Source organism: Maridesulfovibrio sp. (assembly GCF_963677005.1).
Lineage (GTDB): Bacteria > Desulfobacterota > Desulfovibrionia > Desulfovibrionales > Desulfovibrionaceae > Maridesulfovibrio.
On record NZ_OY781616.1, the window covers coordinates 3,716,744 to 3,742,860 of the forward strand.

Annotated in this window: 23 protein-coding genes and 1 pseudogene; 21 read left to right on the forward strand and 3 right to left on the reverse strand. The window is 46.8% G+C overall.

Annotated features, from left to right (window positions below; genetic code table 11):
- Positions 1-78: 78 nt before the first annotated feature.
- Together ACKU4E_RS16305 and ACKU4E_RS16310 are read right to left on the reverse strand one after the other, a co-directional pair.
- Positions 79-1,491, reverse strand: a complete 1,413-nt coding sequence (locus ACKU4E_RS16305; RefSeq protein ID WP_320172137.1) for an ATP-binding protein — start codon at positions 1,489-1,491, stop codon at positions 79-81.
- 365 nt (positions 1,492-1,856) lie between these two features.
- Entirely contained in the window at positions 1,857-2,852 is a 996-nt protein-coding gene (locus tag ACKU4E_RS16310) for an aldo/keto reductase (protein WP_320172138.1), read from the reverse strand.
- Positions 2,853-2,949: 97 nt separating this feature from the next.
- On the opposite strand from ACKU4E_RS16310, the gene ACKU4E_RS16315 reads away from it, so the two are divergent.
- The 18 genes from ACKU4E_RS16315 to ACKU4E_RS16400 all read left to right on the forward strand — a co-directional run bounded on the left by ACKU4E_RS16315 (position 2,950) and on the right by ACKU4E_RS16400 (position 21,889).
- A complete protein-coding gene (locus ACKU4E_RS16315) occupies positions 2,950-3,855 on the forward strand; it encodes a LysR substrate-binding domain-containing protein (protein WP_320172139.1) in 906 nt (301 codons plus the stop codon).
- A gap of 224 nt (positions 3,856-4,079) precedes the next feature.
- Positions 4,080-5,762, forward strand: a complete 1,683-nt coding sequence (locus ACKU4E_RS16320) for a TIGR04372 family glycosyltransferase (protein WP_320172140.1) — start codon at positions 4,080-4,082, stop codon at positions 5,760-5,762.
- Positions 5,763-5,764: 2 nt separating this feature from the next.
- Positions 5,765-6,661 (forward strand): N-acetylneuraminate synthase family protein, encoded by an 897-nt coding sequence (locus ACKU4E_RS16325; RefSeq protein ID WP_320172141.1) that lies wholly within the window; start codon positions 5,765-5,767, stop codon positions 6,659-6,661.
- A 210-nt stretch (positions 6,662-6,871) separates the two neighbouring features.
- The gene (locus tag ACKU4E_RS16330; protein ID WP_320172142.1) at positions 6,872-8,740 is read left to right on the forward strand and encodes a 6-hydroxymethylpterin diphosphokinase MptE-like protein; all 1,869 of its coding nucleotides are present in this window, start codon (positions 6,872-6,874) and stop codon (positions 8,738-8,740) included.
- A 45-nt stretch (positions 8,741-8,785) separates the two neighbouring features.
- Positions 8,786-9,622: a sugar nucleotide-binding protein gene (locus ACKU4E_RS16335; protein ID WP_320172143.1), complete on the forward strand. Its 837-nt coding sequence runs from the start codon at positions 8,786-8,788 to the stop codon at positions 9,620-9,622.
- A 325-nt stretch (positions 9,623-9,947) separates the two neighbouring features.
- Positions 9,948-11,027 (forward strand): class I SAM-dependent methyltransferase, encoded by a 1,080-nt coding sequence (locus tag ACKU4E_RS16340; protein WP_320172144.1) that lies wholly within the window; start codon positions 9,948-9,950, stop codon positions 11,025-11,027.
- A gap of 228 nt (positions 11,028-11,255) precedes the next feature.
- Positions 11,256-12,788, forward strand: a complete 1,533-nt coding sequence (locus tag ACKU4E_RS16345; protein WP_320172145.1) for a PfkB family carbohydrate kinase — start codon at positions 11,256-11,258, stop codon at positions 12,786-12,788.
- Positions 12,789-12,869: 81 nt separating this feature from the next.
- A complete protein-coding gene (locus ACKU4E_RS16350) occupies positions 12,870-13,763 on the forward strand; it encodes a hypothetical protein (protein ID WP_320172146.1) in 894 nt (297 codons plus the stop codon).
- 22 nt (positions 13,764-13,785) lie between these two features.
- The gene (locus tag ACKU4E_RS16355; protein ID WP_320172147.1) at positions 13,786-14,355 is read left to right on the forward strand and encodes an SIS domain-containing protein; all 570 of its coding nucleotides are present in this window, start codon (positions 13,786-13,788) and stop codon (positions 14,353-14,355) included.
- Positions 14,356-14,361: 6 nt separating this feature from the next.
- Positions 14,362-15,432: a radical SAM protein gene (locus ACKU4E_RS16360; protein ID WP_320172148.1), complete on the forward strand. Its 1,071-nt coding sequence runs from the start codon at positions 14,362-14,364 to the stop codon at positions 15,430-15,432.
- A gap of 8 nt (positions 15,433-15,440) precedes the next feature.
- Entirely contained in the window at positions 15,441-16,064 is a 624-nt protein-coding gene (locus ACKU4E_RS16365; protein WP_320172149.1) for a hypothetical protein, read from the forward strand.
- Complete coding sequence (locus ACKU4E_RS16370; protein ID WP_320172150.1) at positions 16,061-17,089, forward strand: phosphotransferase; 1,029 nt, start codon at positions 16,061-16,063, stop codon at positions 17,087-17,089. The genes ACKU4E_RS16365 and ACKU4E_RS16370 overlap by 4 nt, the downstream gene beginning before the upstream one ends.
- A 33-nt stretch (positions 17,090-17,122) precedes the next feature.
- Positions 17,123-17,929: a transketolase gene (locus tag ACKU4E_RS16375; protein WP_320172151.1), complete on the forward strand. Its 807-nt coding sequence runs from the start codon at positions 17,123-17,125 to the stop codon at positions 17,927-17,929.
- Complete coding sequence (locus tag ACKU4E_RS16380) at positions 17,922-18,845, forward strand: transketolase C-terminal domain-containing protein (RefSeq protein ID WP_320172152.1); 924 nt, start codon at positions 17,922-17,924, stop codon at positions 18,843-18,845. The genes ACKU4E_RS16375 and ACKU4E_RS16380 overlap by 8 nt, the downstream gene beginning before the upstream one ends.
- Positions 18,846-18,873: 28 nt before the next feature.
- Positions 18,874-19,503: a class I SAM-dependent methyltransferase gene (locus tag ACKU4E_RS16385; protein WP_320172153.1), complete on the forward strand. Its 630-nt coding sequence runs from the start codon at positions 18,874-18,876 to the stop codon at positions 19,501-19,503.
- A 5-nt stretch (positions 19,504-19,508) separates the two neighbouring features.
- Positions 19,509-20,126, forward strand: coding sequence for a hypothetical protein (locus ACKU4E_RS16390; protein WP_320172154.1), 618 nt, complete (start codon positions 19,509-19,511; stop codon positions 20,124-20,126).
- A gap of 20 nt (positions 20,127-20,146) precedes the next feature.
- Positions 20,147-20,806: a class I SAM-dependent methyltransferase gene (locus ACKU4E_RS16395; protein WP_320172155.1), complete on the forward strand. Its 660-nt coding sequence runs from the start codon at positions 20,147-20,149 to the stop codon at positions 20,804-20,806.
- Positions 20,807-20,821: 15 nt separating this feature from the next.
- Positions 20,822-21,889, forward strand: coding sequence for a radical SAM protein (locus tag ACKU4E_RS16400; protein ID WP_320172156.1), 1,068 nt, complete (start codon positions 20,822-20,824; stop codon positions 21,887-21,889).
- A gap of 42 nt (positions 21,890-21,931) precedes the next feature.
- Here ACKU4E_RS16400 and ACKU4E_RS16405 read toward each other — a convergent pair.
- A pseudogene (locus ACKU4E_RS16405) lies at positions 21,932-22,642 on the reverse strand (cytidylyltransferase domain-containing protein); the annotation flags it as partial.
- A 180-nt stretch (positions 22,643-22,822) separates the two neighbouring features.
- On the opposite strand from ACKU4E_RS16405, the gene ACKU4E_RS16410 reads away from it, so the two are divergent.
- The 3 genes from ACKU4E_RS16410 (at position 22,823) to ACKU4E_RS16420 (ending at position 26,095) form a co-directional block, all read left to right on the forward strand.
- On the forward strand, positions 22,823-23,854 hold the full coding sequence (locus ACKU4E_RS16410; protein WP_320172157.1) for an N-acetylneuraminate synthase family protein: 1,032 nt from the start codon (positions 22,823-22,825) through the stop codon (positions 23,852-23,854).
- A 268-nt stretch (positions 23,855-24,122) separates the two neighbouring features.
- On the forward strand, positions 24,123-25,124 hold the full coding sequence (locus ACKU4E_RS16415) for a radical SAM/SPASM domain-containing protein (RefSeq protein WP_320172158.1): 1,002 nt from the start codon (positions 24,123-24,125) through the stop codon (positions 25,122-25,124).
- 5 nt (positions 25,125-25,129) lie between these two features.
- A complete protein-coding gene (locus ACKU4E_RS16420) occupies positions 25,130-26,095 on the forward strand; it encodes a class I SAM-dependent methyltransferase (RefSeq protein ID WP_320172159.1) in 966 nt (321 codons plus the stop codon).
- Positions 26,096-26,117: the final 22 nt, after the last annotated feature.

Here is a 26,117-nt window from a genome sequence, read left to right on the forward strand (position 1 = left end):
TCCGGGCGATGCCATTCAGATACTCGCTGGTGCTGCTGAAACAACCATAGAAAATGACATGTTCACGGTAGGTGCGGTTTACTTCACGGCGCATTTTACTGTGCCTGCACATGGTCCGGTTTTTCCGGGGAGAGTAACGGTGAAGGTTGTTCCTCTTCCCGGTGAACTGGTGACTTCCATAGTCCCATTGTGCTGTGAAGTAACTATAAAATATGAGACGGACAATCCCAGCCCGGTTCCCCTGCCCACATCCTTGGAGGTATAGAAAGGCTCGAAAATTTTTTTTCTGACGTCCTCGTCCATTCCGGGGCCGTTGTCTTCCACTTCAATTACCGTATTGCCTTCCTTTTCATGTACGCGGATGATCATTTCAGGGTTGTCATCGGGAGCGTATTCCTTTTCCGCCATTGCTTCAGTCGCGTTTTTGAACAGGCTTAGCAGCACCTGCTGTATTGCGCTTTTAATACAGCAGACCGAATACCCCCCAGGGGGGAAGTCACGAACTATCCGGATATTTTTGAAGTCGTACTCGCGTATGAGATTTAAATCCGCTGAAATCAATTGCAGTGTCTCGTCCATAATTTCGGCAATATTGCAGCCGTGCAGTTTGGCAGGTCCGCAGTTGCTGAAATTTATCATGCTCGTCACGATCTTGGATGCTCTTTCTCCGGCAGCAGATATCGCTCCGACCATGCGGGCGATATCCCTTTTGGCCATGTATTCTCGCATGGCTTCAATATCCAGTCCGCAATCCATGGCGACCTGCGAGTTCTGCGGGCTGTCCTTGAAAAGTCTGTTCCGTATGTTCTGGCAGGCTCCGAGGATGGCGGAGAGAGGGTTGTTGATTTCATGGGCAATTCCGGCAGCCATGGACCCGAGAGAGTTCATTTTTTCGTGCTGCACAAGCAGTTCCTGAGTATTCCGGCGTTCCGAGATGTCACGGGCAACCCCAAGGACGTATCTTTCTCCTTTTTCATTGAAAACACACGTTGATATTTCTACCGGAAGTATTGTGCCGTCCTTGCGGCTGTGTGATGTTTCCCTGATTCTTTTTCTGTCCGGTTCAGCGTTTGCTATATCTTCGACCCAGCGCTGCATATCAAGGCCCTTTTCGATTTTATCAAGAGGCATGTGCCGGAATTCTTCCTCAGAGTATCCAAGTGCAGTTCTTGCCGCATTGTTGCTGTCAACAATCCGACCATGGGCGTTTACGAGATATATCGAGTCTGCAATGTTGGAAAGCAGTCTTCTGTAGCGGCGTTCGCTTTGGCGCAGGGTGCGGATATATTTGTCGATAAGCATGGCTACAAGTGCTGCGGTAATCAGCACATAGAACCAGCCTTTGTATGTCTGGAGCCTGTTGACCGTCTCCTGGTTGCGGACGAGAAAAAGCAGAAGCTTATCGGATAACAGTATCCATAAAAAACCGAACACGGCATATACCGCCGCTATTTTCAGCGCAATTGATGATATTCGGTTTTTTTTTCGCACGCAAAGGCTCCCAGTTATAGCTGCCCGTTAATCGGGCATGTGGATATGGCTGCCACGAAGATATCACAAAAAGCAGATGCGGTTCAAGTTTAACTGAGGAAATAAAACAATTATCCTAATGTTATTAAATGAATATGTTTGTGCTGGTTTCAGTGTAAACATTTTCATACATATGGCAGGCAGGATTTTTCATATGGATATTGATAGACAGTGCAATGGTAAACTAATCCGGGGGTGGTTTTATATAAAAAACATCCTGAAACGACGGATAGATATCTTCATTGTCGTTTCAGGATGTCTACAGCGGATGCGCTGTTAAAGCCTGTTGCCTGGTTTTATTCACTTAATTTGTTTGTACGCTTGCGTTAAGCATTCACACCTTTCATCCCTTCCGGTGTATAGCGTTCACCCTGTACTGTGCTGCCGGCAAGTATGGTGTTTATTTCCGAGAGTTCGGAATCAGTCAGGCGTATAGAAGCCGCATCAATGTTGCTGTCGAGGTTCCTGATTTTTGTCGTTCCCGGAATGGGGATGATATTGTCTCTCTGCGCCATGACCCAGGCGAGTGATAACTGGGCTAGGGAGCAGCCTTTTTGGGCGGCTATCACCGTGAGGGAGTCCGCAATGTTCTTGTTGTTTTCGTATGCCTTTCCCTGAAATCTGGGAAGCATTCTGCGGAAATCTGATGATTCGGTCTGGTCCACTTTGCCGGAACTCAGCAGCCCCCGGCAAATGGGGCTGTACGGGACAAAGGTGATCCCAAGTTCTGCCGTCAGTCCCAGCAGTTCCTCTTCCGGTCCGCGGGTCAGCATGGAGTATTCGGTCTGGAGAGCGGAAAGCGGATGTACCTTGTGCGCCCTGCGCAGTGTATCCGTTGATGCTTCGGAAATGCCTATGGCCCGGACCTTTCCTTCTTCCACAAGTCTGGACATTTCACCGATTGTTTCCTCGATGGGAGTGGTCTGGTCCACGCGGTGGATGTAGTAGAGATCAATGTAATCTGTTTTCAGTCGCTTGAGACTCTCAAGGCAGGCGCTGCGGACGTATTCCGGGGTTCCGCAGATGGTTCGGGCATATTCCCCGTTTTTGCGGACAATGCCGAATTTGGTAGCGATTACGGCCTGATCCCGCCTGCCTTTCAATGCGGCGGCCAGCAGTTCCTCATTGTGCCCGGCTCCATACATGTCCGCGGTGTCGAAGAAGTTGAGGCCCCGGTCAAGGGCATGATGAATCAGGGCACTTCCTTCTTCATATGATATGGGCTGACCATAGAATTCGCTCAACCCCATGCAGCCCAGGCCGATAGATGATATTTCGAGGTCGCTGTTTCCGAGTTTTTTTCTGTCAGGTACGAAGGTCATTATTTTCTCCGTTGGTTAATCGGTTACGGTTTGTGTTCTATCTGATATGGCCCGGAGATAAATATGTCGAATATATCTTTTAACTGAGAGTAATATCTTGTATGTATTTGTTATGGAAACACGCCAACTGAAATATTTCGTTACCGTGGCAGAGGAGCTGCATTTCGGAAATGCCGCGAAGAGGCTGCATATCTCTCAGCCACCGCTGAGCCAGCAGATCATGAAGTTCGAGGATGAGCTCGGTGTGCGGTTGTTTGAGCGTAACAAAAGGTCGGTTTCGCTTACTGCCGCAGGCCGGGCTCTGCTTGAGGACGCCCGCGGGATACTTGCTTCACTTGAGCGGGCCGAGTCCAATCTGCACGAGATTGTTTCCGGCCGGGGTGGCCGGTTGCGGCTGGGATACATCAGTCCGGCACTCGAAACTCCGTTCACCGGAATCATACGCGAGTTCAAAGCTGCCTATCCCGGAGTGGACCTCTCCTTAAAAGAGATGTTCACCAACGATCAGCTCACTGCCCTGCGCAACCATGAGATAGATGCCGGTATTGTCAGACTCTACCATCACGATGTCAGTGATCTGGAGATAATAGCTTACCACCGCGAACGTTATTCCCTTATCGTGCCTGCAGAGCACAGGTTCGCAGCGCAGAGATCCGTTGCCATGGCGGAACTTGCCGGTGAACCGCTCGTTTTTTTTCCGCGCGAAAGCCAGCCACGCCTTTATGATGAATGGATGCGCATCTTTCACGAAAACGGTTTTACGCCTGATATAGTCCAGAATGCCGGGACAAAAACAGCTGCTCTGGCACTTGTTGCCGCGCGCGTGGGCTTATCCATCGTTCCCGAAAGCATGGCTCGGCGAAATACGGACGGTGTTGTTTTTTGTCAGCTTGAAGGAGAGTATCCTGAATTGGAATTTTATGTGGTGTATCGGAAAAATGATGACCTCGCAGCACTGGCCAATTTTTCCGGAATAGTGCGGCAGGTCTCTGGTTTATCGTGATTTACGTTAAGATTCGTAGCGTTCGTTTCTGATTGCTGGTAGTCAGGATATACTGCTTTGGTATATTGCATGCATTTGTTTTTGTTTAATTCATTATTCTGACAATTGCGGGACTGGGGTTAAAGAAAGAACCGCCCCGAACCGTCTGCCTGCTTCGGATTGTGTCGTTTCCGGCTGCAGTGTATGTTTTTGCAAATTTGCTCAGTAAATCGGAGGGATAAAACTTGGATGCCAGTGCAAAGAACAGTATGATTCCTTTTTATGCCGGAATCCTGTCTTTAAAGCCGGAGGAGAAGGCCGTCCTGCTTCGAAGGCTTGGTGCGAAGGCTCTGAGGGCTTCGGATGAGGAAAAATTTGCTTTTGCCAGGGCGGCAATTGCCTGCGGTGCAGTAGGGATGGCTGCCGAAGCAGTACAGGGAATTGAAAATGTCCCGGAATTAGTGACAGCTTTTCTGGAAGACAGCGTTGCACTCCCTGATTCCGGCGAAAATGGCGTGCTGAAAATTTCGGATTGTTCCTCGGAAATGGACCCTGATCCGGCACGGATTATGGTTGACGGAATCTGCTCCTGCTGTTCGGCGCCGGTCAAGCTGGATATTCTCAGCCCCCGTATAGGACGGAGCGGTTTTCTCTGTCCGCACTGTCTGGCGGCTCTTGAAATTGATGTGGATGAGATACGTCCATATCTTGAGGAAGCCTTCAGCAGTCATATGAAGGAACTTGAAAATAGGCTGCGGCGCAGACAGCTTTCTTCCCGTGACTGCGTTCACCTTGTTCAACTTGCTGACGCTGTTTCTCCATGGCTTCTGGTGCGCTTCGGGGTTATGAGAAGCGAGCGGATAGGCCACTTTGCTCTGAATACGGAAAAATATCTCAGTGAACGGGCTGCGGGTATTACCAATCCGGATACATTTGATTTTCTGGGCGACAACCACCCTGTCTCGAACCGTTTCATGAGCAGGATGTGGCAGAGAGTGGTTCGTTATTCGCCTGTGGCAAGCGTCATTGCTCCGATGCTTGCTCCGGACAGTCCGTATAATACCGAGAAAGATCTGCGCGGTAATAACGGCCGTGATGAACATATGCTTTTTCATAGGGCTGCTCCTGAACTTTCGTTCACGGAGCGTGAAAAGGAAATGGCCTTAAATGAACTTGAGCGTATGGGCATAGGGCAGGACGCTCAGTATATCTGCCTTAATGTTCGGGATGGAGCCTACCTGAAGTCGCATTTGAAACACCGGGATTGGAGCTATCATGATTTTCGCGATTCGGACATAGAGACATATGAAGATGTTGCTTTGGCTCTTGCGGAAAAAGGGATGTTTGTTTTGCGCATGGGGGCTAAGACGTCTTCTCGTTTTGAGGTGGATCACCCTAGAATAATTGATTATTCAAATTTATACCGTTCTGAGTTTATGGATGTGTTCTTGTGCGCGACTTGCAAGTTCATGATTTCTACCGGAACCGGAATTGACGGAATAGCATTCATTTTTAGGAGACCCGTACTATATGTCAACTATGCTCAGGCAGGAGCTGTGGTGGATTGGGAGCCTCGTTCGGTTACAATGTTCAAAAGATTTTTTTGGAAGGATTCCGGTAGGGAGCTAAGTTTGAAGGAACTGTTTAGCTGCGGGGTTTCCAGAGTTGGACACAAAGAGGAACTTGATGTTTTAGGTGTGGCTTTGAAAGACAACTCACCCTATGAGCTTAAAATGGCCGGTCTTGAAATGAATGATCTTGTTGAAATGGATTTCAAGGTTCCGTTGACGGATGTTCAGCGTGAAGCAAATACCATAGTCCGCCCAAACGGGAATATGCTGGGCCGGCTTTCCGGGCAGTATCTGCAGACGGTTATGCTTAGTCCGGGTTCAGATAATTTGAAGTCGTCAGGGAAGGTTGACTTGTGAACATGCGTCCTTTGTTTATAGCCGAAGTTTCCAGCAATCATGCCTGCGATCTGAACAGATGTTTCAAATTTATTGAAGCATCGGCCAAAACAGGTTGTGACGGGGTAAAGTTTCAATTATTCAAAGTCGATAAGCTTTTTGCCCCGGAGATTCTAATACAGAGTGAAGAACATCGCCGGCGCAGGCAGTGGGAACTACCGGAAGAGTTTATCCCGAAAATTGCAGGGAAATGCAGGGAATGCGGAATCGGTTTTTCCTGTACCCCGTTTTATCTGGAAGCGGTGGACGTTTTGGTTCCGTATGTGGATTTTTTCAAGATAGCTTCCTATGAACTGCTTTGGGATGACCTGCTTATAGCCTGTGCACAAACCGGAAAACCGGTTGTTTTATCTACCGGGATGGCCGATATGGACGAGATTTCCGCAGCGGTGGACGTTTTGCGTATAGGCGGATGCCGCGACCTGACCCTGCTGCACTGTGTTTCGGGTTATCCTGCACCGCACGATCAGGCCAATCTGGCCGCAATGGATTTGATGAAAAAGAAATTCAGTTGCAAAACGGGCTGGTCTGACCATACTGTGGAGGAAGGGGTTATTTACCGGGCGGTACACAAGTATGAAGCCGGCATGATTGAATTTCATCTTGATTTGGATAAGCATGGCGCTGAATTCTCATCCGGACATTGCTGGTTGCCTGAACAGGTGGAAAGGATGATCCGTAATGTCAGGATCGGATTCGGGGCTGACGGCGATGGCCGGAAAATTCCGGTTGCGGCCGAACTGCCTGACCGGGACTGGCGGGCTGATCCTGGAGACGGGCTAAGGCCATTGAAGTCGGTAAGAAAATTGTGGGAAAGAGGGACCGACACTAACGATGCATGCAACCATTCGGGCTCTTGAAATTACTGTTTATGAGCGGAATAAATAGTAGCCGTGGAGAGTCATAGCTGTATTTGTGCAGAGGTAGGTAACCTGAAGCTATCTGGTATGTGCAAGAAATGAATATGTACTATGTGCATTTCTGCAATTATCGATATGTCTTGGCGGGATGGATGCTTGGATTTAGATTTTTCTGTATTTTTTAGATAAGCAGCGTGTAAGTGAGGACAGATGTTCAATACGTTTGTAGGGATAGAAGAGTTTGTAGATGATGGGGATTCTCTGTGTTTTTTTCTGGGCATAAAACCTCCACAGGAGTTGCCGCGTCCACGCAGACTGTATTTCTCGGAAGCTTCTGAAAAAGTGATGCAGGTTGTTAAAGATCTTCCTGTAAAATTGTTTGTGAATGGCATTTCCATCATTATTAATCCAGATACGTATGAGCATGAAAAAAAATATATAGACGCAATACAGAGACATCTGGCGTATATTTATGCCAAGTTCGTACTTTTTCCGCAGAGAAGTTTTACTATCCCCGACAAGTTGGGAGTGCGGTCAGAACAGTCTTCGTTTTATCTTGCTAGGGAAATAGTCAATGCAAAGAATTTGCCTCTTCACCTGCGATATCCTCTTTGTGATGTCCTCAAAAGTGCTGAAGTAACGGCTCCTGTGCTTATTCTGCTAGCAGGCCCGAGTCTGCATAAAATTGGGCCGTATTTGAAAGAGTTGAGGAAAAAATGTCTGATAATCTGCATTGCCCGCTCATTGCCTTTTTGTCTTGAACATGATTGTCCTCCCGATTTTGTGGTTCATCTGGATACTGACCTCAGAATGAAGCATCTTTTTCCTTCGAATCAAACATGTTCTGAAACTTTCTTGGTTGCCCTTTCCGGGACAAATATCATCGATGTTGCAGACAAGTTTGCGGGAGTTTTTTTTAAGGAAAGTTTTAACCCGCATATTACAAAGAATGAATATCGGCTAAGGGAGTCGTGGCTCAGCTGTGCCATTTCCTGTTTCGGTTTGGCGGAGGCTCTTGGGAGCAGCACTGTTTATATCGCCGGAGGGGATCACTCATGGGCTCACGAGAGTAATTCCGGCTTTAATTATACTGATGATGGTATTGTTGCAGAGGTTAAACACCATGGCCCAGTCCGGGCCTATAACAAGAATTTTAATGAGATAGATAGCAAAGAGCCTCCTTATGGGGTGTTTCAAGTTCCTGATGTCAATGGGAATAGTGTTTTTACCTATTTTCATTATTTCGCGATAGCTCAGGAACTTAATATGGTGGCTGAAGAATTTTTGAAACGGGGTGTCCGTTGTCAGCGCCTGACTCCCTCGGGGATATTGGATAAAGATCTTTTCCCGGTTGTTGACATGGAGCAGCTTGCAACGTGTGACGATCTTGATCGAGCAGGTATTTTTGAGAGTCTCCGGCGTGTTGACGTTCAGAACAATCCTATTGATGGGCAACTCTTGGAAGATATTTCGCATAGAATGTTGCTGCAGGTAGAGCAAAACGCATCTCTTCTAAAATTTAAATTTTATCAATATGAATCGATAAGAACTGCTATCCAGGGAACCGATCAGGCTGCGCTTGATGCTATCCTTGATGAATTTCGAGCTCATCCGTATTTTCAGTCCATTATGCGTGCCTCTAATACTTCTAAATTTCAATATGTTGACAGCGAGCATGGTGCTGTTCGTCTTACGGTTGAATGCAGCAGGCACTGGGCTGAAGAATTAGGCAAAGGATTGGCTTATGTCCGTTTTTTAAATCTATTAGATACCGGTGAGATACGCTTTTGCTCTGTTGAGGCGTTCCCAAATGCTGAATTTTACTTATTGCAAAAGCAGTTTCCGGAATCTGAGTTTATGAAGCGTGTTGTTGTTATTCCAGGCATTCTCCAAAAAACAGTGGCAGCGGAAAGGAATGAGTTTCCATACACTAGTTTTCTTGTAAATATTTGCAATGCATTCTACATCATTTCGGATCAGGTTGTAGAAGAGTTCAACTATCTTTTGAAAATGGCTCCGAGGGAGAATTATCTTACAATGTCAGAGCTATCCGTAATTTTCCCCAAGTTGAAAGAGTGAGTGCCATTATGGTGTTATTTTGTTTTCTTACAGGTGGAATTTAATTTGAATGGGAAAATTCTTGTTACCGGAGGAGGAGGGCTTATTGGCGCCTATCTCCGATCTTTGGGAGGAAGCCGTATAGTCTGTATTGACCGGGCTGAGTTGGATATTTCTGATCTATCAGAATTTGAATCCATTCTTTCCGGAAATGATATATCATGGGTCGTTAATTGTGCAGGCTCAGCACATGGAAATGACAGGGAATTGTTTGCCATTAATGCTTTTTGTCCAATGGACATGGCTAAAATTTGTTCAAAATTAAATGTCGGTTTTGCTTTTTTGAGTACAGCGCGTGTATTTGGAGTTGGCGAAGGTCCATTTGCGGAAGACGTTGTCCCATGCCCATACGATTCATACGGTCTTAGCAAATATGTGGGTGAGCAGCTTGTTACAAGAGAGTTGTCAGCGGGCAGGTATTACATTTTCAGAGTCGGCATGGTGTTGGGAAACGTTTCCGGCCGGAATGCGGACAAGCAGATAGTGACAAGATTGGTGGATAAGGGACGCCGTGGGCAAAATGTCCGTGCCGCTGCAGACTCTTGGACTTCCGTTGTTCATGCCGGTTGTGTGGCAGAAAGAATTTTGATGTGTATCGACTCCTGCTTGCCCAACGGGATATATCACATTTCCGGAGCTGATTGTATTTCCATTTTTGACCTTATAAATACCGTTTTTGAACGTCTGAGTTTGCCGGGAAGAGTTGAACGAGCATCTTCCAGAGAGTTCTCTTCTTCTTTACCTATTCCTCCCAGTGCTCAGGCTCTGAAATCATTGATGATTTCTGATTGCGGAGATTGCCTGCAGGCTATAGAAAAATATTGTTCTGAACAGGGGCGGTAATTCTGTCCAACGCAGCCGGATTCAGATTTTGCTATTGTCGTTGGGCCGAAAAAGGGTTTTATCCGGATGGTTCAATTCAAAAAAACACATCCGGTAAACATGTTTATAGGTTCTCACGTGTTTGCATAGAAGGGATCGGCCGGAGAGGCAGATTTTGAGAATGAAATTTTTGAGTTTGTTTTTTTAATCAGCCTTTAATTATAGTTAGTTATCTTTGCTTTGGGGTTGTGTATTACATGAGTTTGTTTCATTTGCTCACAATGATGTAAAAGTAGGCTTGACAATTATGCAGCGATGTTTGGTTTGTGGATCATCGGATCTCGAGGTGATTAGTTCAATCGGCCATAAAGGAGTAACGTCAGATTTAAAGCCTTGGCATACAATTGGTAATTTCATTTTTTGCAATAAATGCGGGCATAGTCAAAAGGAAATTTGTGAGGAGTGGATTGCTGACGCCGAAAAAATATATACAAATTATGAGTCATGCCCTCTAGGAGAGGGGAGAGAGCAGCTTGTCTTTAGGGATAGTGGGCTTAAAGGAGCCAGGTTTTCAGTACTGCTTGATAAATTGTTTGAGGTTGTTGATATCCCTGCAGAAGGAAAAATTCTTGATATAGGGTGTTCCTGTGGTAGGTTTTTGCATCGTTTTTCTGAAAGGAGACCAGACTGGGAATGTTATGGGTATGAGTATGAATTAAGATCTGACGATGTCTTCGCATTGCATGGGGTAGAAAAAGTTTATTCCGGAGAGTTGAGCAAGATTGATAAAAAGTTTGATCTTGTTGTGATGACCCATGTAATAGAACATTTACTTGAGCCCGTTGAAATACTGAAGTCTGTTTACCACTTGATCAATGAGACCGGATGGCTGTTTGTTCAGGCGCCATGTTTTGTCAGTAATCCTTTTGATTTGGTTATTAGAGATCACTGCTCTCATTTTACTACACAATCCTTGAAAACGGTCGCCAATCTTGGTGGGTTTTCGCTTATCGAAATAATGGACGATTGGGTTCCCCGTGAGATTGGATTTATTGCTCGGAAAGATAATTCAGTGTTAAATCAAGTGGTAAACAATACTGGTTCCGGTTCTATTAGAAGTTCTTTGGAATTCCTAAGTAATTTGTTGGACAAGGTGAAGTCCGTGAGTAATGGACGTCCTTTTGGGGTTCTGGGGGCCTCTATTTCAGGCCTTTGGTTGGCTCATTCGCTGGATAGAGATGTTGATTTTTTTGGTGACGAGGATCTTGCAAGACAGGGAGATGAGCTTATGGGGATACCTATCTTTTCTGTAGACAATATCCCTACAGGCAGCACTGTAGTCGTTCCCTTTTCATCTTTGACGGCTGAATCGATAGTGAAAAGATTAAAGGCCAGACGGCAGGACATCCGTTTTATTCTTCCGTAGTGTGATAGCTTTATGTCTTTCTCACTTATGGAACTTGCCGTAAAAATGGTTGAAATTTATAATGATATACGGGTGCGGTCTTTGGGGTGTCCTCAGCGTTAAAATATGCAGAAGGCATAGTGCGTTGAACCGTATTTTTGTCTGAGCTATTGAAAGTGGCATGGCATAGTGTGCATGAAGTTGATTTTGATTATTGATGCAGTGCCTAAATAAGGGGTTAGCAAAAAAATGACCAGCAAAGCTGAGCGTAAGATAAAGACTATAGCCGAATTGGCCGAGATCGCAGCCGGGCTGCGGGGAAAGGGCAAAAGAATTGTTCTCTGCCACGGAGTCTTCGACCTGCTGCATATCGGGCACATCCGCTATCTTTCTCAGGCCAAAGAACATGGAGATGTGCTCATCGTAAGTCTTACCCCGGATTGCTACGTTGACAAGGGACCTGATCGACCCGCTTTTACAGAAAGACTTCGGGCCGAGGCCCTGGCATCCCTCGGTGAAACGGATTACGTGACCATTAATGAGTGGCCGACAGCTGAAGAGACCCTGCGTCTGATCCGTCCGCATGTTTATGCCAAGGGTGATGAATTCAAGAATGTTGATGACGATCCTACCGGTAAGATCGGTCCCGAGGCTGATGTTGTTAAGGAAATCGGCGCTGAGCTTGTTTTTACCTCCGACATCGTATTCAGCTCCTCGAATCTGATAAATCGCTATCTTGCCAAGAACAGTAAGGAGCTGGACGAATATCTCAAGATGTTCAGGGCCAGGTTCGATCTGGATCATGTCCTTGAAGTCATAGACGACATGCAGGATTTAAGCGTGCTGGTTGTCGGTGATACCATCCTTGATGAATACCAGATTACCTCCACGCTCGGTAAATCTTCAAAAGACCCTATTCTGGCTCTGAAATATCAGTCGCACGAGTTGTATGCCGGAGGTGCTCTGGCTGTTGCAAATCATGTAGCCAATTTTGCCGGAAAAGTAGGGCTGCTCTCCATGCTTGGCGATACTGACCGCTATGAAGATTTCATTCGCGGAAAATTGAATCCGCTGATCGAACCGCATTTTGCTACCCGTCCGGATTCTCCGACCACGCTGAAACGCCGCTTTGTAGATGCCTATTCCTTAAGCAAGGTCATGGAAATCTACATGATGAATGATGACCCACTACCCCGGCGGGTTGAGGAAGAACTTGTCGAAAAGCTGCAAAACCTGTTCAACGGCTATGACCTCGTGCTGGTGGCCGATTTCGGGCATGGTCTGATTACCCCCGCTCTGGTTAAGCTGCTCTCAGAACGCGCACCCTATCTGGCGGTCAATACTCAGGCCAATGCCGGTAACCGTGGATTCAACACCATAGGCAAGTATCCTCGTGTTGATTTCTTTTCTCTGGCGGAACATGAACTCCGTCTTGAAACAAGAGATCAGGTGGGCAGCTTCCGCAGCCTGCTTTCCGGGGTCGGCGACTCGCTTGGCGCATCAAAGGGTATGGTCACTCAGGGTGGGCGCGGGTGCTGCGTCTGGAGCGACGGGGATAACTTTGTTAGAATCCCGGCGCTCAATTCCGATATCGTTGACCGTGTGGGAGCAGGGGATGCGCTTTTTTCCCTTGCGGCCATGGCCAGTTTCATGAATCTCAAGGATGAACTGGTCGGGTTTGTAGGAAACGTGGCCGGTTCGCTGGCCGTTCAGGTCATGGGCAACGACAAATCCGTCGGGAAAAAAGCCATGCGCAAGTATATAACCGCAACTCTCAAATAATATTTTATAATTATGGCAAGCAAATACAGACAATTTGACCGTTCTTCCCTTACAGTTCTGCCTCTTGCGGAAAGGGAAAGCATGCTTGATGTTTCAATTATAGGAATCACCGAGCTAAGGGATGAGGTGCATCCTTCGTTTCATAAGGTTGTGTCTGATCTAGTAAAGGCCAGAGAGCAGGAGCGGGCCCGGGTGCTGATGATCGGAGCTCACGTTCTGCGTTCAGGTGTTCAGGAATATCTTTTCGATCTGATGGAGCAGGGGCTGATCAGCTGCATCGCGGTAAACGGGGCCTGTGCAATTCACGATTTTGAATTCGCAATGCATGGACGCACCACCGAAAGCGTGGCCAAATATATTTCCACCGGCCAGTTCGGGCTATGGACGGAAACCGGCCTTCTGAATGACATAGTAATGGAAGGAGCACGTGACGGTCTGGGGTTTGGCGAAAGTGTGGGGCGCCACATTGCTGCCAGTGATTATCCGCATGCATGTAAAAGTCTGCTGGGCAGGGCGTATGAATTGGATATCCCCGTTACGGTGCACATCGGCATCGGGTACGATATTGTCCATGAACATCCGAATTTTGATGCAGCCGCAGCAGGAAAGGCCAGCTATACTGATTTTCTGATTTTTGCCGCTGAACTGGAAAAGCTTGAGGGCGGAGTGGTCATGAACTTCGGAAGCGCGATCATGGCCCCGGAGGTGTACCTCAAGGCTTTGTCCATGGTTCGTAACGCTGCTGCTGCCAAAGGGAGCGAGGTGTGTCGTTTTACGACATTGGTGTGTGATTTGCATGATCTGCCGCATGATGTCGGCCTCGAAGCTCCCAGATCAAGCGCCCAGTATTACTTCAGGCCATGGAAAACAATGTTGGTACGAACCGTCGCCGATGGCGGAAGGAGTTACTATGTCCGCGGATTCCATGCAGATACAGTCCCCCAACTCTGGACGGCATTCAAGCAGTACAAGTGAAACAGCAAAGGAAAACAGTCTGATGTGGTCCCGTCATACTTCTGACATGCAAGAGTGCCTGAATGCTCTTAAGGTCGATTGCAGCGCCGATCCCATGTGTTCCATAGACAAAGGATTCTGCCTTTGGAAGGAAAGGACGGTTAAATTGCGAGAAGAAGGACGGGTTATTTACCTGATCGGCAACGGGGCCAGCGCATCCATGGCCAGTCACTTTTCGGCCGATCTGGCAAAAAATGCCCACGTTCACACTCAGGTTTTTACCGATCTGGCTCTGATTACCGCTCTGGCCAACGATATTTCCTATGATCAGGTCTTTGTGGAGCCCCTGCGCAGGCGTATGACCCCCAACGACATGCTGGTGGGGATCAGCAGTTCCGGCAATTCTCCCAATGTCGTCAACGCCTGCCGTTTTGCCGCCGAGATCGGGGCAAGTGTTGTCACTGTAACGGCAATGAAGCCGGACAACAAAATGCGTCAGATAGGTGATCTTAATTTCTGGATTCCGGCATATACCTACGGCATGGCCGAAACCGGGCACGCCTGCATTCTCCACTACTGGATGGATTCCGTTTCAATAAACCAAGAAGGATAGCCTGATATGTCCAATGATGAATTTCGCATTGATTCTCACAAACTTATGTTTCATCCGAAGAGGGTTTCCGACTGGCTTTCCGGCAAGAACATCGGCCCCCTTTTTATGGAAGTCAGCCCCACAAGCGCATGCAACCACAGGTGTGTGTTTTGCGGATACGATTTCACAGGACACAAGCCGAAGTATATTCAGACAGATGTATATCTTTCCAGACTCAAGGGCATGGCTGCATCCGGTTTGAAAAGCATCCTGTTTTCAGGTGAAGGTGAGTCCTTTATGCATAAGGATTTTACTCGTATTTGCAATGCTACCAAGAATGCCGGAATAGACACGGCGATAGCTACGAACGGTGTTTTAATGACACCGGACAAAGTTGAGGAGATTATAAACAACGTTTCCTGGATTAAAGTAAGCTGCAACGGGACAACTCCGGGAAGTTACAAGGATATACAGGGAACATCGGCAGATGATTTTTACAAGGTTATTGACAACCTCAAGGAAGCTGTCCGGATAAGGAAGGAGCTGAATTCAAAGTGCACTCTCGGTCTACAGAGTCTTCTGTTGCCGGAAAACCGTGCCGATATGCCGGACCTGGTCCGGATCTGCGGGGAAATTGGCCTTGATTACATGGTGGTCAAACCATATTCGCAGCATCCTCTGGGGCTGGCTGACGATTACAAGGGGCTTACTTACGAGCAGTTTGCCGGACTTGAGAAAGAATTGAAGCGTTATGAAACAGATTCGTTCAGGGTTATATATCGCGCTAGAACGATGGAAAGGCTTCTGCAGGGGGACCGTGGCTATAAAAAATGCATGGCCCTGCCGTTCTGGTCTTATGTCGACGTGGACATGAATGTCTGGGGATGTCCTATGTTTATTGGAGACGATAGATTTTTATACGGTAATCTTGTTGATGAGAGCTTCGAAGAGATCTGGAATGGGAAAAAGCGCAAGGATTCCCTTGAATGGTTCAAGGATTTTGATGTGTCCGGATGTCGGACAAACTGCCGCATGGACAAGGTTAATACTTATCTGTGGGAGCTAGCCCACCCTAATCCCCATGTAAATTTCATATAAGTAGTATCATGTTGATCGGAATTGATCTGGACAACACAATTATCCGTTATGACGGGTTACTGCATAAGATTGCCTTGGAACGGGGGCTTATAGGTTCTGAGATTCCGGAGAACAAAAGAGCTGTTCGTGATGAAGTCCGCTCGAAATTCAATGACGAAGAGTGGCAGAAATTGCAGATAGCCATTTATGGAGAACAAATTTTTCGGGCTGAACTTATGCCCGGAGTGTGGAATTTTTTATCGGAACTGAAGGTCCGTTCCTGGCCTTTTAAGATCATAAGCCACAAAACCAGATTTCCAAATTACGGCAGTCCCAAGATTGATCTTCGCGAGGCAGCAATGGAGTTTTTGGCCGGGAATGATTTTTTTGCGGAAAGCGGTCTGGGCATGGTCCCGGATGATGTCTGGTTTTTACCTACAAGAGTTGATAAAATAAACAAAATCAAAGAACTCCGTTGTGATGTCTTTATTGATGACCTTGTGGAGGTCTTTGACGATGATCATTTCCCGGAAGAAATAATCGCTATTTTGTTTTCTGCGGAAAGCGGTAGAAAGGATTTCACAAAGGGAAAAGTCTTTTCTTCCTTTGACCAGATCGGTTCATTTCTTTTTCAATGCGGTGAGCTTTCATGAATCATGCCAGGGAATTGCTGAAAATGCTCCTCGGGAAGGAACTGAAATCGGCAACCAGAATCTGTGCAGGGAAAAACAGCAGAGTTTACAAGGTGTGCAGTCTGTGCGGTGAGGTTTATGTCGCAAAATTTTACCTGCAGCCAACGGCTGAAGGACGCAGCAGGCTGGAACAGGAATGGACTGCCCTAAAATTTATGTCCGGGGCCGGATTCACGGATGTTCCAAGTCCGATTGGGGTCAGTGAAGAATTGCAGGGGGCCTTGTTTTCTTTCATTGAAGGCAGGACTGTCAGCGAACACGGCATAAAAGATATAGGGGCGGTACTGGATTTTTTAAGGCGGCTCTGGTCCGTCCGCGGTCTGCATGGCGCAAAAACAGTTTCTCCTGCTGCGGAAGCATGTTTTTCCCTTGGTGAGCTCGTTTCGAATATAGAGCAAAGAACTGCTGTTTTAATGGCTTTACCTTGCGACAACCTGCTTTTTGAGCAGATGCACAATTTTTTGGGTACGGATTTTCTCATGGAGTTTGAGAAAAGTGTTGATGCAGCTCGCAGATTGCTGAGTCAGCCCGATTCGGAAGAATCTCTTGCTCCTGAATACAGGACTCTCAGCCCCTCAGACTTCGGTTTCCATAACTGTCTGCGAAGATCCGGGGGAAAGTTGGCTTTTTTGGACTTTGAATATTTCGGTTGGGATGATCCGGTTAAGGCGGCTTCGGATTTTCTGCTGCACCCGGCAATGGAACTCAGTGTCTCTGAAATTAAGGTGTTCTATTCCGGTATGAAGGATATCTTCGGTAAGGAGCGGGGATTCGAGAACAGGTTCAGGGCCTACCTGCCGCTGTTCAGGTTGAAATGGTGTCTCATCCTTTTAAATGAGTTTTTAAAAGACGGAATAGACCGGCGTTGCTTCGCTTCTGAGGTTGTGGATAGCGCCGATGATATGCGTAAGGCACAGCTTGATAAAGCCCGGACTTTTTTGGGTAGGGACAGGCAGATACTGAGCCTTGTCACTGATACGTTGTAAAATAATTTTGTATTTATTGCAGGAGGCGGAATTTTGGATCAGCGATCTAAATTGCTTAGAAAAAGAATAGTTGATGTCCTGCATCATGCAGGGCGCGGACACATCGGTCCATCCATGTCTCTGGTGGAGACTTTGCGAGTTCTTTATGATTCCGTACTCAGGTATGATCCCAACAATCCGTCCGGAAGTGATCGGGACAGATTTATTCTGAGCAAGGGACACGGCTGCCTGGCCCTTTACGTAATGCTTGAGGAGAAGGGCTTTATCTCGGAAAAGGAACTTTTCAGTTTTTGCTGCTACGACGGGCTGGTCGGCGGTCATCCTACGGCGAAGATTCCCGGAGTGGAGTTTGCCACCGGAAGTCTGGGGCACGGTCTTTCTTTTGCGGTAGGGGTTGCGGCCGCGTTACGTATTGACGGTTCCGCAAGCAGGGTGCTGACCGTGCTGGGAGACGGGGAGTGCGGAGAAGGTGCCGTCTGGGAAGCTGCCATGAGTGCCGGTAAACAGAAGCTTTCCAATCTGACTGCGATTGTGGATTACAACAAGCTTCAGTCCTACGGCTGTACCGAAAAGGTTTCCGGACTTGAACCTTTTGCCGACAAGTGGAAGAGCTTCGGCTTCGCGGTCAGGGAGGTTGATGGACACGACGTAGCTGAACTGGAAAAAGTCTTTTCCGTCCTTCCGTTTGAAGCAGATAAACCTTCGGTGGTGATCAGCCACACGGTCAAAGGCAAGGGCATTCCTTTTGCGGAGGGCAATCCTTCATGGCATCATAAAACCAAGATGTCTGTCGAGGAATATGAAAATATGATCAAAGCCATTGAGGGATACGATGCGTAAGGCATGTCTGGAGCAGGTCTACGAACTTGCAAAAAAAGATGAGCGGGTGGTTTTTATCGGTTCGGATCTTGGGGCCGGCACTTTATGTCATTTTCAGGAGGAAATGCCGGATCGTTTTTTCATGGAAGGTATTGCCGAGGCCCACGCGGTGGGGATGGCCAGCGGTATGGCCCACGAAGGGAAGATTGTTTATGTTAATACCATCCAGAGCTTTCTTACCAGGCGTTGTTATGAGCAGATTGTGCTAGATGCCTGTCTGCATAACCTGAATGTCAGGTTCATAGGCAACGGAGGAGGGATGGTCTATGCCCCGCTCGGTCCTACTCACTGGGCTACCGAAGATATTTCCATTCTCAGGGTCATTCCCAATCTTACTGTAGTTTCGCCTGCCGATGCAGAGGAAATGGTCAGATTTATGCCGGAGACACTGAACCATCAGGGACCGATTTTTATCCGTTTGGCCAAAGGGTATGATCCTGTTGTCACAGGGGAGAAATCATTCGAGATCGGCAGGGCCTATAGTTATCGTGAAGGGGATGATGCCTTGATTTTGGGTTGCGGCATAACTCTCGTCTCCATGAAAAAAGCCGGGGAGATTTTGGCTGCAGAAGGTGTCGAAGCTTCGGTCCTTCACGTCCCCACTGTCAAACCGTTGGATGCAGATGCAATTCTCGAAAGAGCCCGCAAGGCTTCATGTGTAGTCTGTGTGGAAGAAAATACAGTGCTTGGCGGACTTGGTGGCGCTGTTGCCGAAATTCTGGCCGAAGCCTGTCTGGACAGGCCGTTGCGATTTAAGAGAATAGGGCTTCCGGACAGCTTTTCCTGTAATTACGGAACCCAACTGGAGCATATGGCTGCTGCAGGAATTACTCCTGAAAATATTGCAGCAACAGTCAAAGAATTGCTTGGCCGTTAGAAGGAATCGCATACAAGGGAGAGAACAGATGGAGTGTGGCAAAGAAATACGCCTTTCCCCGCATATGGCTCATAATCTTAGGAAGGATCCCAAACGTCTGTCCTTTATATATGCCCGCTATGCCTTTGCAGGTCAGATGACTCGCGACTGCGGTAGTATTTTGGAGTTGGGCTGTAGCGAGGGGATTGGAGCTTCCATGCTTCACAGGAATGAAAAGAGATATCTTGGAATTGATCTTGATACTCCGGCTGTGGAAGCAGCTGTGCGGAATTTTTCAGGAACTGGAGTACGTTTTGAAAATCGTAATTTTTTGGGATTAAAGGAAGAACCGTTTGACGGAGTGGTCAGCCTGGATGTTATCGAGCACATTTTGGCCGGTGAGGATGAGGAACGCTATTTCGAAACTGTTTTCGATAATATTACCGATGGTGGAGTATGTGTTATAGGCACACCCAATATCACCAGCACTCCATATGCCTCGCCTGAAAGCCAAAAAGGCCACGTGAATATGTTTGATGCCAAACGCCTAAAGGCAACATTGGAACAACATTTCCGCAACGTGTTCATTTTTTCCATGAATGACGAGGTCGTTCACACCGGCTATTACCCCATGTCACATTATCTGTTCGCAGTAGGCTGCTCAAAAAAGGTGGACTAAATAATATGACCGGTAAAGATGTTAAGAATCCAGAGGAAAGCTGGGCAGAATTGGTCAAGGAATTCGGCAATGATCACCCTCCTCTCACCCCTGGGCTGTCCAAAGCTTTCAAGTACGATCCTTTTTCTTTGATGTGGCATGTTTCTTGGTTCAAGTTTGCCGGAAAAATGATTGGTGGACGCGGTCATGTTCTGGTTTATGACCATCTGGAAGGGTTGGGAGGCTGGACTGTGGCCTGCGAGACTCAAAGTGTTTTGACCATGCTGGGGAAAGACGATTTCCTGGAGAGGATTTCTGCTGGTTGGAATTCCGAAAAAATAAAATTTTTGAAATCCGAGCAGGATGTTCCAAAGGGAAATTATGGTGGAGCGATCCGCTTTGATCCTGGCGATGAGGAAAATCGTGTCAACTGGGGAGACTTTTTCAGATCTGCGGCAGACCTTTTGGATTCTGACGGAGTAGTAGTTGCTGGTGGAATTCGGGTCGGTCTTGAAGATGTTTTGAAGAACACTGCCGGTAAAAATTTCAGACATGTGTTTATGTTCGGTCGCGGACAGGTCCACCCCTGTGTAAGCCCCGCAGAGGCGGTCATTGTGCTTGCCTGTTGTCCGCTGCACAAATAAAATCTGTTAAGGTAATATTCATGGGAAAACTTCTAAACCTGATCACTCCACTGCATAAGAGCACCAGCAGGGAATATCTTCCGCGTATGGTGGACAGTAAAGTCGAGTGCATGCTCAAGGCCAAGGAATACGAGTTTGACTATTGGGATGGGGATCGCCGTTTCGGATACGGGGGATATTCCTACCGCCCGGGGTACTGGAAACCCATGGCCGAGGGGTTGATACGTCAGTATGGACTACAGAAAGGGGATCGCATTCTTGATGTCGGGTGCGGCAAGGCCTACCTGCTTTATGAATTGTTCCTGCTGGGCATGGATGTATGCGGGTTTGATATTTCAAAACATGGGCTGGGGGACGCCAAAGAAGAAATTCGTGACAGGCTTTTTTATCATAGGGCCGAAAATCCTTTTCCTTTCGAAGATCATGAGTTCGATCTGGTGATTTCAGTTAATTCCCTGCATAACCTGCGTGTTTTTGATCTCAAGAAAGCTCTGAGGGAAATGGAGCGGGTTGCCGCAAACAAATATATGTGTGTCGAGAGCTATCGGAATGAGCAGGAACTGTTCAACCTGCAATGCTGGGCCTTGACCTGCGAATCCTTTTTCGACAAGGGCGAGTGGGAATGGGTTTTCGATGAGTTCGGTTATACCGGCGACTACGAATTCATCTATTTCGAATAAGCCGGGAGGGTCGATATGCAGCTTTATACCAGTCTCAAGATTTTTCATTATCAGGATAAACTGGATTCCCTTCAGCAGGATTCCGGTGAAGTGAAAGCACCGATTCACATTCGCATAAAGCCGACCAACGTATGCAACCACAGTTGTTCATATTGCGCGTATAGGGCAGATAATCTTCAACTCGGTCAGGACATGGATGTGAAGGATCGCATCCCAAAAGAAAAGATGGCCGAGATTGTTGAGGACTGCGTTGAGATGGGTGTAAAGGCAGTTACTTTCAGCGGAGGCGGTGAGCCTTTCTGCTATCCGCATCTTGCTGAAACAGCCCGTGCTCTTTCCGAAGGAGGAATCCGTATTGCTTCGCTGACAAATGGCGGGCTTATGAAAGGCGAGGCCGCAGAGGTTTTCGCTGAACGCGGAACATGGATAAGAGTTTCCATGGATGGATGGGACGGTCCCAGTTACGCACGGTTCAGGGGCGTTTCGGAGGAAGAGTTCGGTCGGGTCATGAAAAACATTGAGAATTTTCAGAAATTATCCGGAAAATGTTTTCTGGGGGTAAGCTACATAGTTAATCAGGATAATGCCGGGCATGTTTATGAGATGGGACGGCGTCTTAAAGATATCGGTGTTAACAGCGTAAAATTTTCAGCCTGTGTGGTCAGTAATGACGGGCGGGAAAACAATGAGTATCACGCTCCCTTTTTTCAAGAAGTCAAAGATCAGACCGAGAGGGCGGTGGCGGAACTTGCGGATGACTCTTATGAAGTATTTGACTCCTATCATCATCTGGATGAAAAATTCGCAAAGAATTATTCATGGTGTCCATATCAGCAGATTCTGCCGATCATAGGAGCCGACCAGAGAATTTATTCCTGTCAGGACAAGGCCTACAATCTGCAATGCGGTGTGCTGGGGGATATCAGGGAGCAGAGGTTCAAGGATTTCTGGTTTAACGGGCATGAAAAATTTTTCAAGATAAATCCTGCCCGTGACTGCAACCATCACTGTGTTGCCAACAGCAAGAACATGCTTATCCACGAGTATCTCGGAGCCGACCCGGAACATCTGGCCTTTGTCTGATATTTAGACGGTATTCCGACCATTCTTGCGGGAGCCACCCTCTCAGGGCAGATAGGTGCTTCGCTTGCTCTCGTCTTTAAGGAGGAAATTCAGATAGTCGAGGTCTTCCTCGGTATCTATGTCCAGGCTGCCAGCAGGGTCCATGATATAAGGGAGCGTGTGAGCCGGAAACCATGTCCTTTGCTGTAAAAGGATTTCGGTTCTGATTATGTATATGGCCCCGTTGTGGCGATACACTTTGTCCAGCTTCTGCCTGCAGGTCTGCCCCGGTTCGCACAGCAGTTGCTCCCACCTGCCGTCTGGGTTCATCTTTCCCATTTTCAGGGGATGATGTTCCGTCTCGCAGACAGAGAATACTGCATCGGCCCCACTGTTAATGAAATATTCAATTGCTCCGTCTATGTCATTCAGTCCGACAAGGGGTGAGGTGCACTGCAGACAGACCACTGCGTCCGGGATATAGTTTTCCTTTTCAAGGGCGGCAAGGGCGTGAAAAAAAGCGTCTATGGTTTCGGCCCTGTCTCCGCTAAGTTCTTCCGGGCGCATGAACGGTACTTCCGCTCCGTGGCTAAGGGCCTCTTTGGAAATAGCTTCACTGTCCGTGGAGACAATCAGACGTGATATGAATTTGCTTTTCCGGGCGTTTCCAATTGACCGTGCCAGCAGGGAAAGGCCGCAAAGTTTCCTTAGATTCTTGTTCGGAACCCCTTTTGAGCCCCCTCTTGCCGGGATGATAGCCAGAATTTCCATTCTATTACAACGCCCTGCCTGCGGAGTAGTTAATCAAGCACTACATAGCTGATGCAGCTGTCTGTGGTAAGTCTGCGCAGTTTCATTCCCCTGACACCGATTGATTCAAGTCTCTTAATTTCTTGCCGTATGAGACATATCACTCTATATTTTTAAAAAAATCAAGTACGGAGAGTTATTGCCATGCCTGCGTTTAAAATAGGTAATTATAATGTTGGTAATGAGTTTGCTCCATTCTGCATCGCGGAAATAGGCATCAACCATGAAGGCGATTTTGCCAAGGCTGAACGCATGCTTCGTGATGCGGCGGCGAGCGGTGCGCATTGTGTCAAATTTCAGACGCACGTTATTGAAGATGAGATGATCCCAAATGATGTTATCCCCGGAAATGCCAGTGAAAGCATCTGGGATATAATGTCCAGATGCGTTCTAAGTGAAGATGAGGAAAGCAGGCTCAAGGAACTGGCTGACGAACTGGGGGTGCTCTTCCTCTCGACTCCGTTTTCTCGCGCCGCAGCAGACCGGCTGGAAAAACTTGGTGTTGAGGCCTATAAAATAGGTTCCGGAGAGTGCAACAATTATCCTCTGGTTGCCCATATCGCTTCGTTCGGCAAGCCTGTTATTCTTAGTACAGGCATGAACTCAATTGAAACTGTCGCTCCCAGTGTGGAGATTCTTGAATCCGCCGGTGTTCCATATGCTCTGCTGCATTGCACCTCAATGTATCCAACTCCTTATTCCAAGGTGCGCTTGAACGCTCTCACGCAGTTGAAAGCAGCTTTTCCCCGCGCAGTTCTTGGGTTGAGCGACCACTCCATGGGCATATGGACCTGTTTGGGTGCTGTTTCGCTCGGCGCTTCAATACTTGAAAAACACTTCACTTCCGACAGATCATGGCCCGGTCCGGATGTTCCCATTTCCATTCTTCCCGAAGAACTTGCGGATATGGTTGCCGGGTCAAAAGCCATTCACGAGGCTCTGGGAGGCGGAAAGGACATCCTGCCGGAAGAACAGCCGACAATAGATTTTGCATACGCTTCAGTTGTATCCATTAAAGATATCTGTAAAGGTGATGAATTCAGTTCCGAGAATATCTGGGTAAAGCGTCCCGGCACTGGCAGGTTTCTTGCTAAAGATTACAAAGGACTGCTTGGGCGGAAAGCCAGATGCGATATACCCGCCGACCGTCAGTTGGATATGGATATGGTGGAATAATCACCTCTGTTTGGTGGAAATTTATTCCTCCTGCCTGTTTTGTTGGCAGTTGGGAGGATGTGCTGACCAAATCCCTACAGAAGCAGATGGCGGAGGTATCGATTATGAGTTTTATCTTGCAGAGAATCAGACCGACATTTTACAGAAACGCCTTGAGCAGGTCGGGCTCATTAGTCTGAATATGGCGTTACGGAAGTTTTCTGAGTATCTTGGCGCGGATTTATTGTTTTTCAAGGTCTACATGACTGTTTAACTTTTAGGAAAAGTGATGAAAAGAGTTAACCCATTTGATGAAATATATAGACAGATGAATTTTGTAAGTGCCGAGGAGAAAATTAAAAATCCTATTGAATACCCTAGATTACTTGAAATAGAACTTGCAAGGGTTTGCAATTTCAGGTGCTTGATGTGCCCTGTCGGTACAGGTGTAATCAAACGTAAGCCGGGATACATGACGGCAGATCTGTATGAAAGAATATTAGATGATGCTGCAGAGCATAATATGGCGTTGCGATTTATTCAGTGGGGAGAGCCTACGCTGCATAAAGATTGGCTTAAACACATGAAACAGGCAAAAGATAAAGGTGTTATCGTACATTTCAACACCAATGGGAGCATGTTGAACCATGAGAATATGCAAAGCGTTATTGATTATGAAATTGATTCGGTCAAATTTTCATTTCAGGGCGTAGACGCCAAGTCATACATGGAAATGAGAAATAAGGATTATTTTGACGAAATGCTTAAGAAAATCAAGTTGCTGTATTCTCTTCGAGGAGACCGCGAGAAACCGTATATCCATGCCTCTACAACCATAACTTATGAAACACCTGAGCAGGTAGAGAGTTTCAAGAAGATGCTTGAACCCATCACTGACAAGGTCTCTGTGGGACGAACCAATTTTTATCGTTTTGACATCTCCAGTGCGGATATTTCAGAAGAGGAAAGAGAAAGGTTTGAAAGGCTCAAGAGTGCGGAAAATTTGGTCAAGAAACGTCTGAACTGTTGCCCTGAAGTCTATGATAAACTTTCTATCCATTATGATGGGAAAGTTTCGGCATGCTGTCTGGACTACGATGAAGTGATGGTCGTCGGCGATTTGAACCGGCAGTCTTTGAAAGATATCTGGAATTCTCCGAAACTTGATTTGTATCGTAAGGAACTCGCAAAAGGCAATTTTGGTAAATTTGAATTATGCAGGTCCTGCTATGATTCTCAGGAAACACAGACGCCGGGAGTCCAGAAGACTACACTTAATACTGGGGAGTAAGCCAGATGAATTTTTCAAAGCCGATCATAACAGACAATAGGAATATGCGTAGGGACGTCAAGGAGATCGATAAGTATTTTTTCGAGTTGTATAATGAACTGGATAAATTACCAAAGCAGGATAATATTGTTGTAGATAAGGATATAGTTGATTTTGTGCCGTGTCCTGTTTGTGGTAGTGAGGATGTTGGTCAGGAGTTTGTTAAGTGCGGATTTATTTATGCAACATGCCGCAAGTGCTCTCACATGTTTGTGCAAAATAGAATAAAAGAACAGGTTTTGCTCGGTTTGTATTCTTCTTCTAAGGCTGATTCAATAGCCAACCAGGTAAGTATGAGCTCTGCCTATACGCAGTATTGGGGTGCTGTGTATAAAAAATATATTGATTACGTGGCTACACTTGATCTTGAAAATAAAAATTTACTTGATGTCGGGTGTGGGGCAGGTTTTTTCCTGAATACAGCATCTAAATATACCGATATGGACCTTTATGGCTTGGATTTTCGAGAAGATTCCTATGATTATATCGTAAATATTATTGGTGAGAAAAATTATTACTACAGGCAGAGAATTGAAGATATTGATTTCGGTTCAAAGAAATTTGGATTAATAACTCTTTGGGGTGTACTTGAACATGTCGTTGATCCGGTATCCGTAGTTACAAAGTGTTCTTCTGTGCTCGCCGAGGGTGGGATGATTTTATTTCTTTTTCCAAATCCAAACAGCAGGGCCATTAAAATTCTTGGTATAAATACACCCACGCTGAATCCTCGCAGCCATGTTAATATGTATAGTGAAAAAAGTTTTAGAGTTCTTTGCGATAAATTGGGGTTGGGGATAGTTGATCGTTTTCAGGAACTTCCTGTGATTGATCTCATGTATCCATATATTCACTATACAGATCAGTTTGTTGAAGATCTGGTCCATTCCTATCAATGCTATTATGATGTGTATGTTGTGAAGGCGCGATAAACTCATTTCAACCCTGGCATAT

Coding starts and splice junctions, on each gene's coding strand:
- ACKU4E_RS16310 (WP_320172138.1), bottom strand. CDS start 2,852: ATGACCTTCGTACCTGACAGAAAAAAACTCGGAAACAGCGACCTCGAA.
- ACKU4E_RS16355 (WP_320172147.1), top strand. CDS start 13,786: ATGTGGTCCCGTCATACTTCTGACATGCAAGAGTGCCTGAATGCTCTT.
- ACKU4E_RS16400 (WP_320172156.1), top strand. CDS start 20,822: ATGCAGCTTTATACCAGTCTCAAGATTTTTCATTATCAGGATAAACTG.
- ACKU4E_RS16360 (WP_320172148.1), top strand. CDS start 14,362: ATGTCCAATGATGAATTTCGCATTGATTCTCACAAACTTATGTTTCAT.
- ACKU4E_RS16325 (WP_320172141.1), top strand. CDS start 5,765: ATGCGTCCTTTGTTTATAGCCGAAGTTTCCAGCAATCATGCCTGCGAT.
- ACKU4E_RS16395 (WP_320172155.1), top strand. CDS start 20,147: ATGGGAAAACTTCTAAACCTGATCACTCCACTGCATAAGAGCACCAGC.
- ACKU4E_RS16420 (WP_320172159.1), top strand. CDS start 25,130: ATGAATTTTTCAAAGCCGATCATAACAGACAATAGGAATATGCGTAGG.
- ACKU4E_RS16385 (WP_320172153.1), top strand. CDS start 18,874: ATGGAGTGTGGCAAAGAAATACGCCTTTCCCCGCATATGGCTCATAAT.
- ACKU4E_RS16370 (WP_320172150.1), top strand. CDS start 16,061: ATGAATCATGCCAGGGAATTGCTGAAAATGCTCCTCGGGAAGGAACTG.
- ACKU4E_RS16390 (WP_320172154.1), top strand. CDS start 19,509: ATGACCGGTAAAGATGTTAAGAATCCAGAGGAAAGCTGGGCAGAATTG.
- ACKU4E_RS16410 (WP_320172157.1), top strand. CDS start 22,823: ATGCCTGCGTTTAAAATAGGTAATTATAATGTTGGTAATGAGTTTGCT.
- ACKU4E_RS16415 (WP_320172158.1), top strand. CDS start 24,123: ATGAAAAGAGTTAACCCATTTGATGAAATATATAGACAGATGAATTTT.
- ACKU4E_RS16380 (WP_320172152.1), top strand. CDS start 17,922: ATGCGTAAGGCATGTCTGGAGCAGGTCTACGAACTTGCAAAAAAAGAT.
- ACKU4E_RS16350 (WP_320172146.1), top strand. CDS start 12,870: ATGCTTGATGTTTCAATTATAGGAATCACCGAGCTAAGGGATGAGGTG.
- ACKU4E_RS16330 (WP_320172142.1), top strand. CDS start 6,872: ATGTTCAATACGTTTGTAGGGATAGAAGAGTTTGTAGATGATGGGGAT.
- ACKU4E_RS16345 (WP_320172145.1), top strand. CDS start 11,256: ATGACCAGCAAAGCTGAGCGTAAGATAAAGACTATAGCCGAATTGGCC.
- ACKU4E_RS16365 (WP_320172149.1), top strand. CDS start 15,441: ATGTTGATCGGAATTGATCTGGACAACACAATTATCCGTTATGACGGG.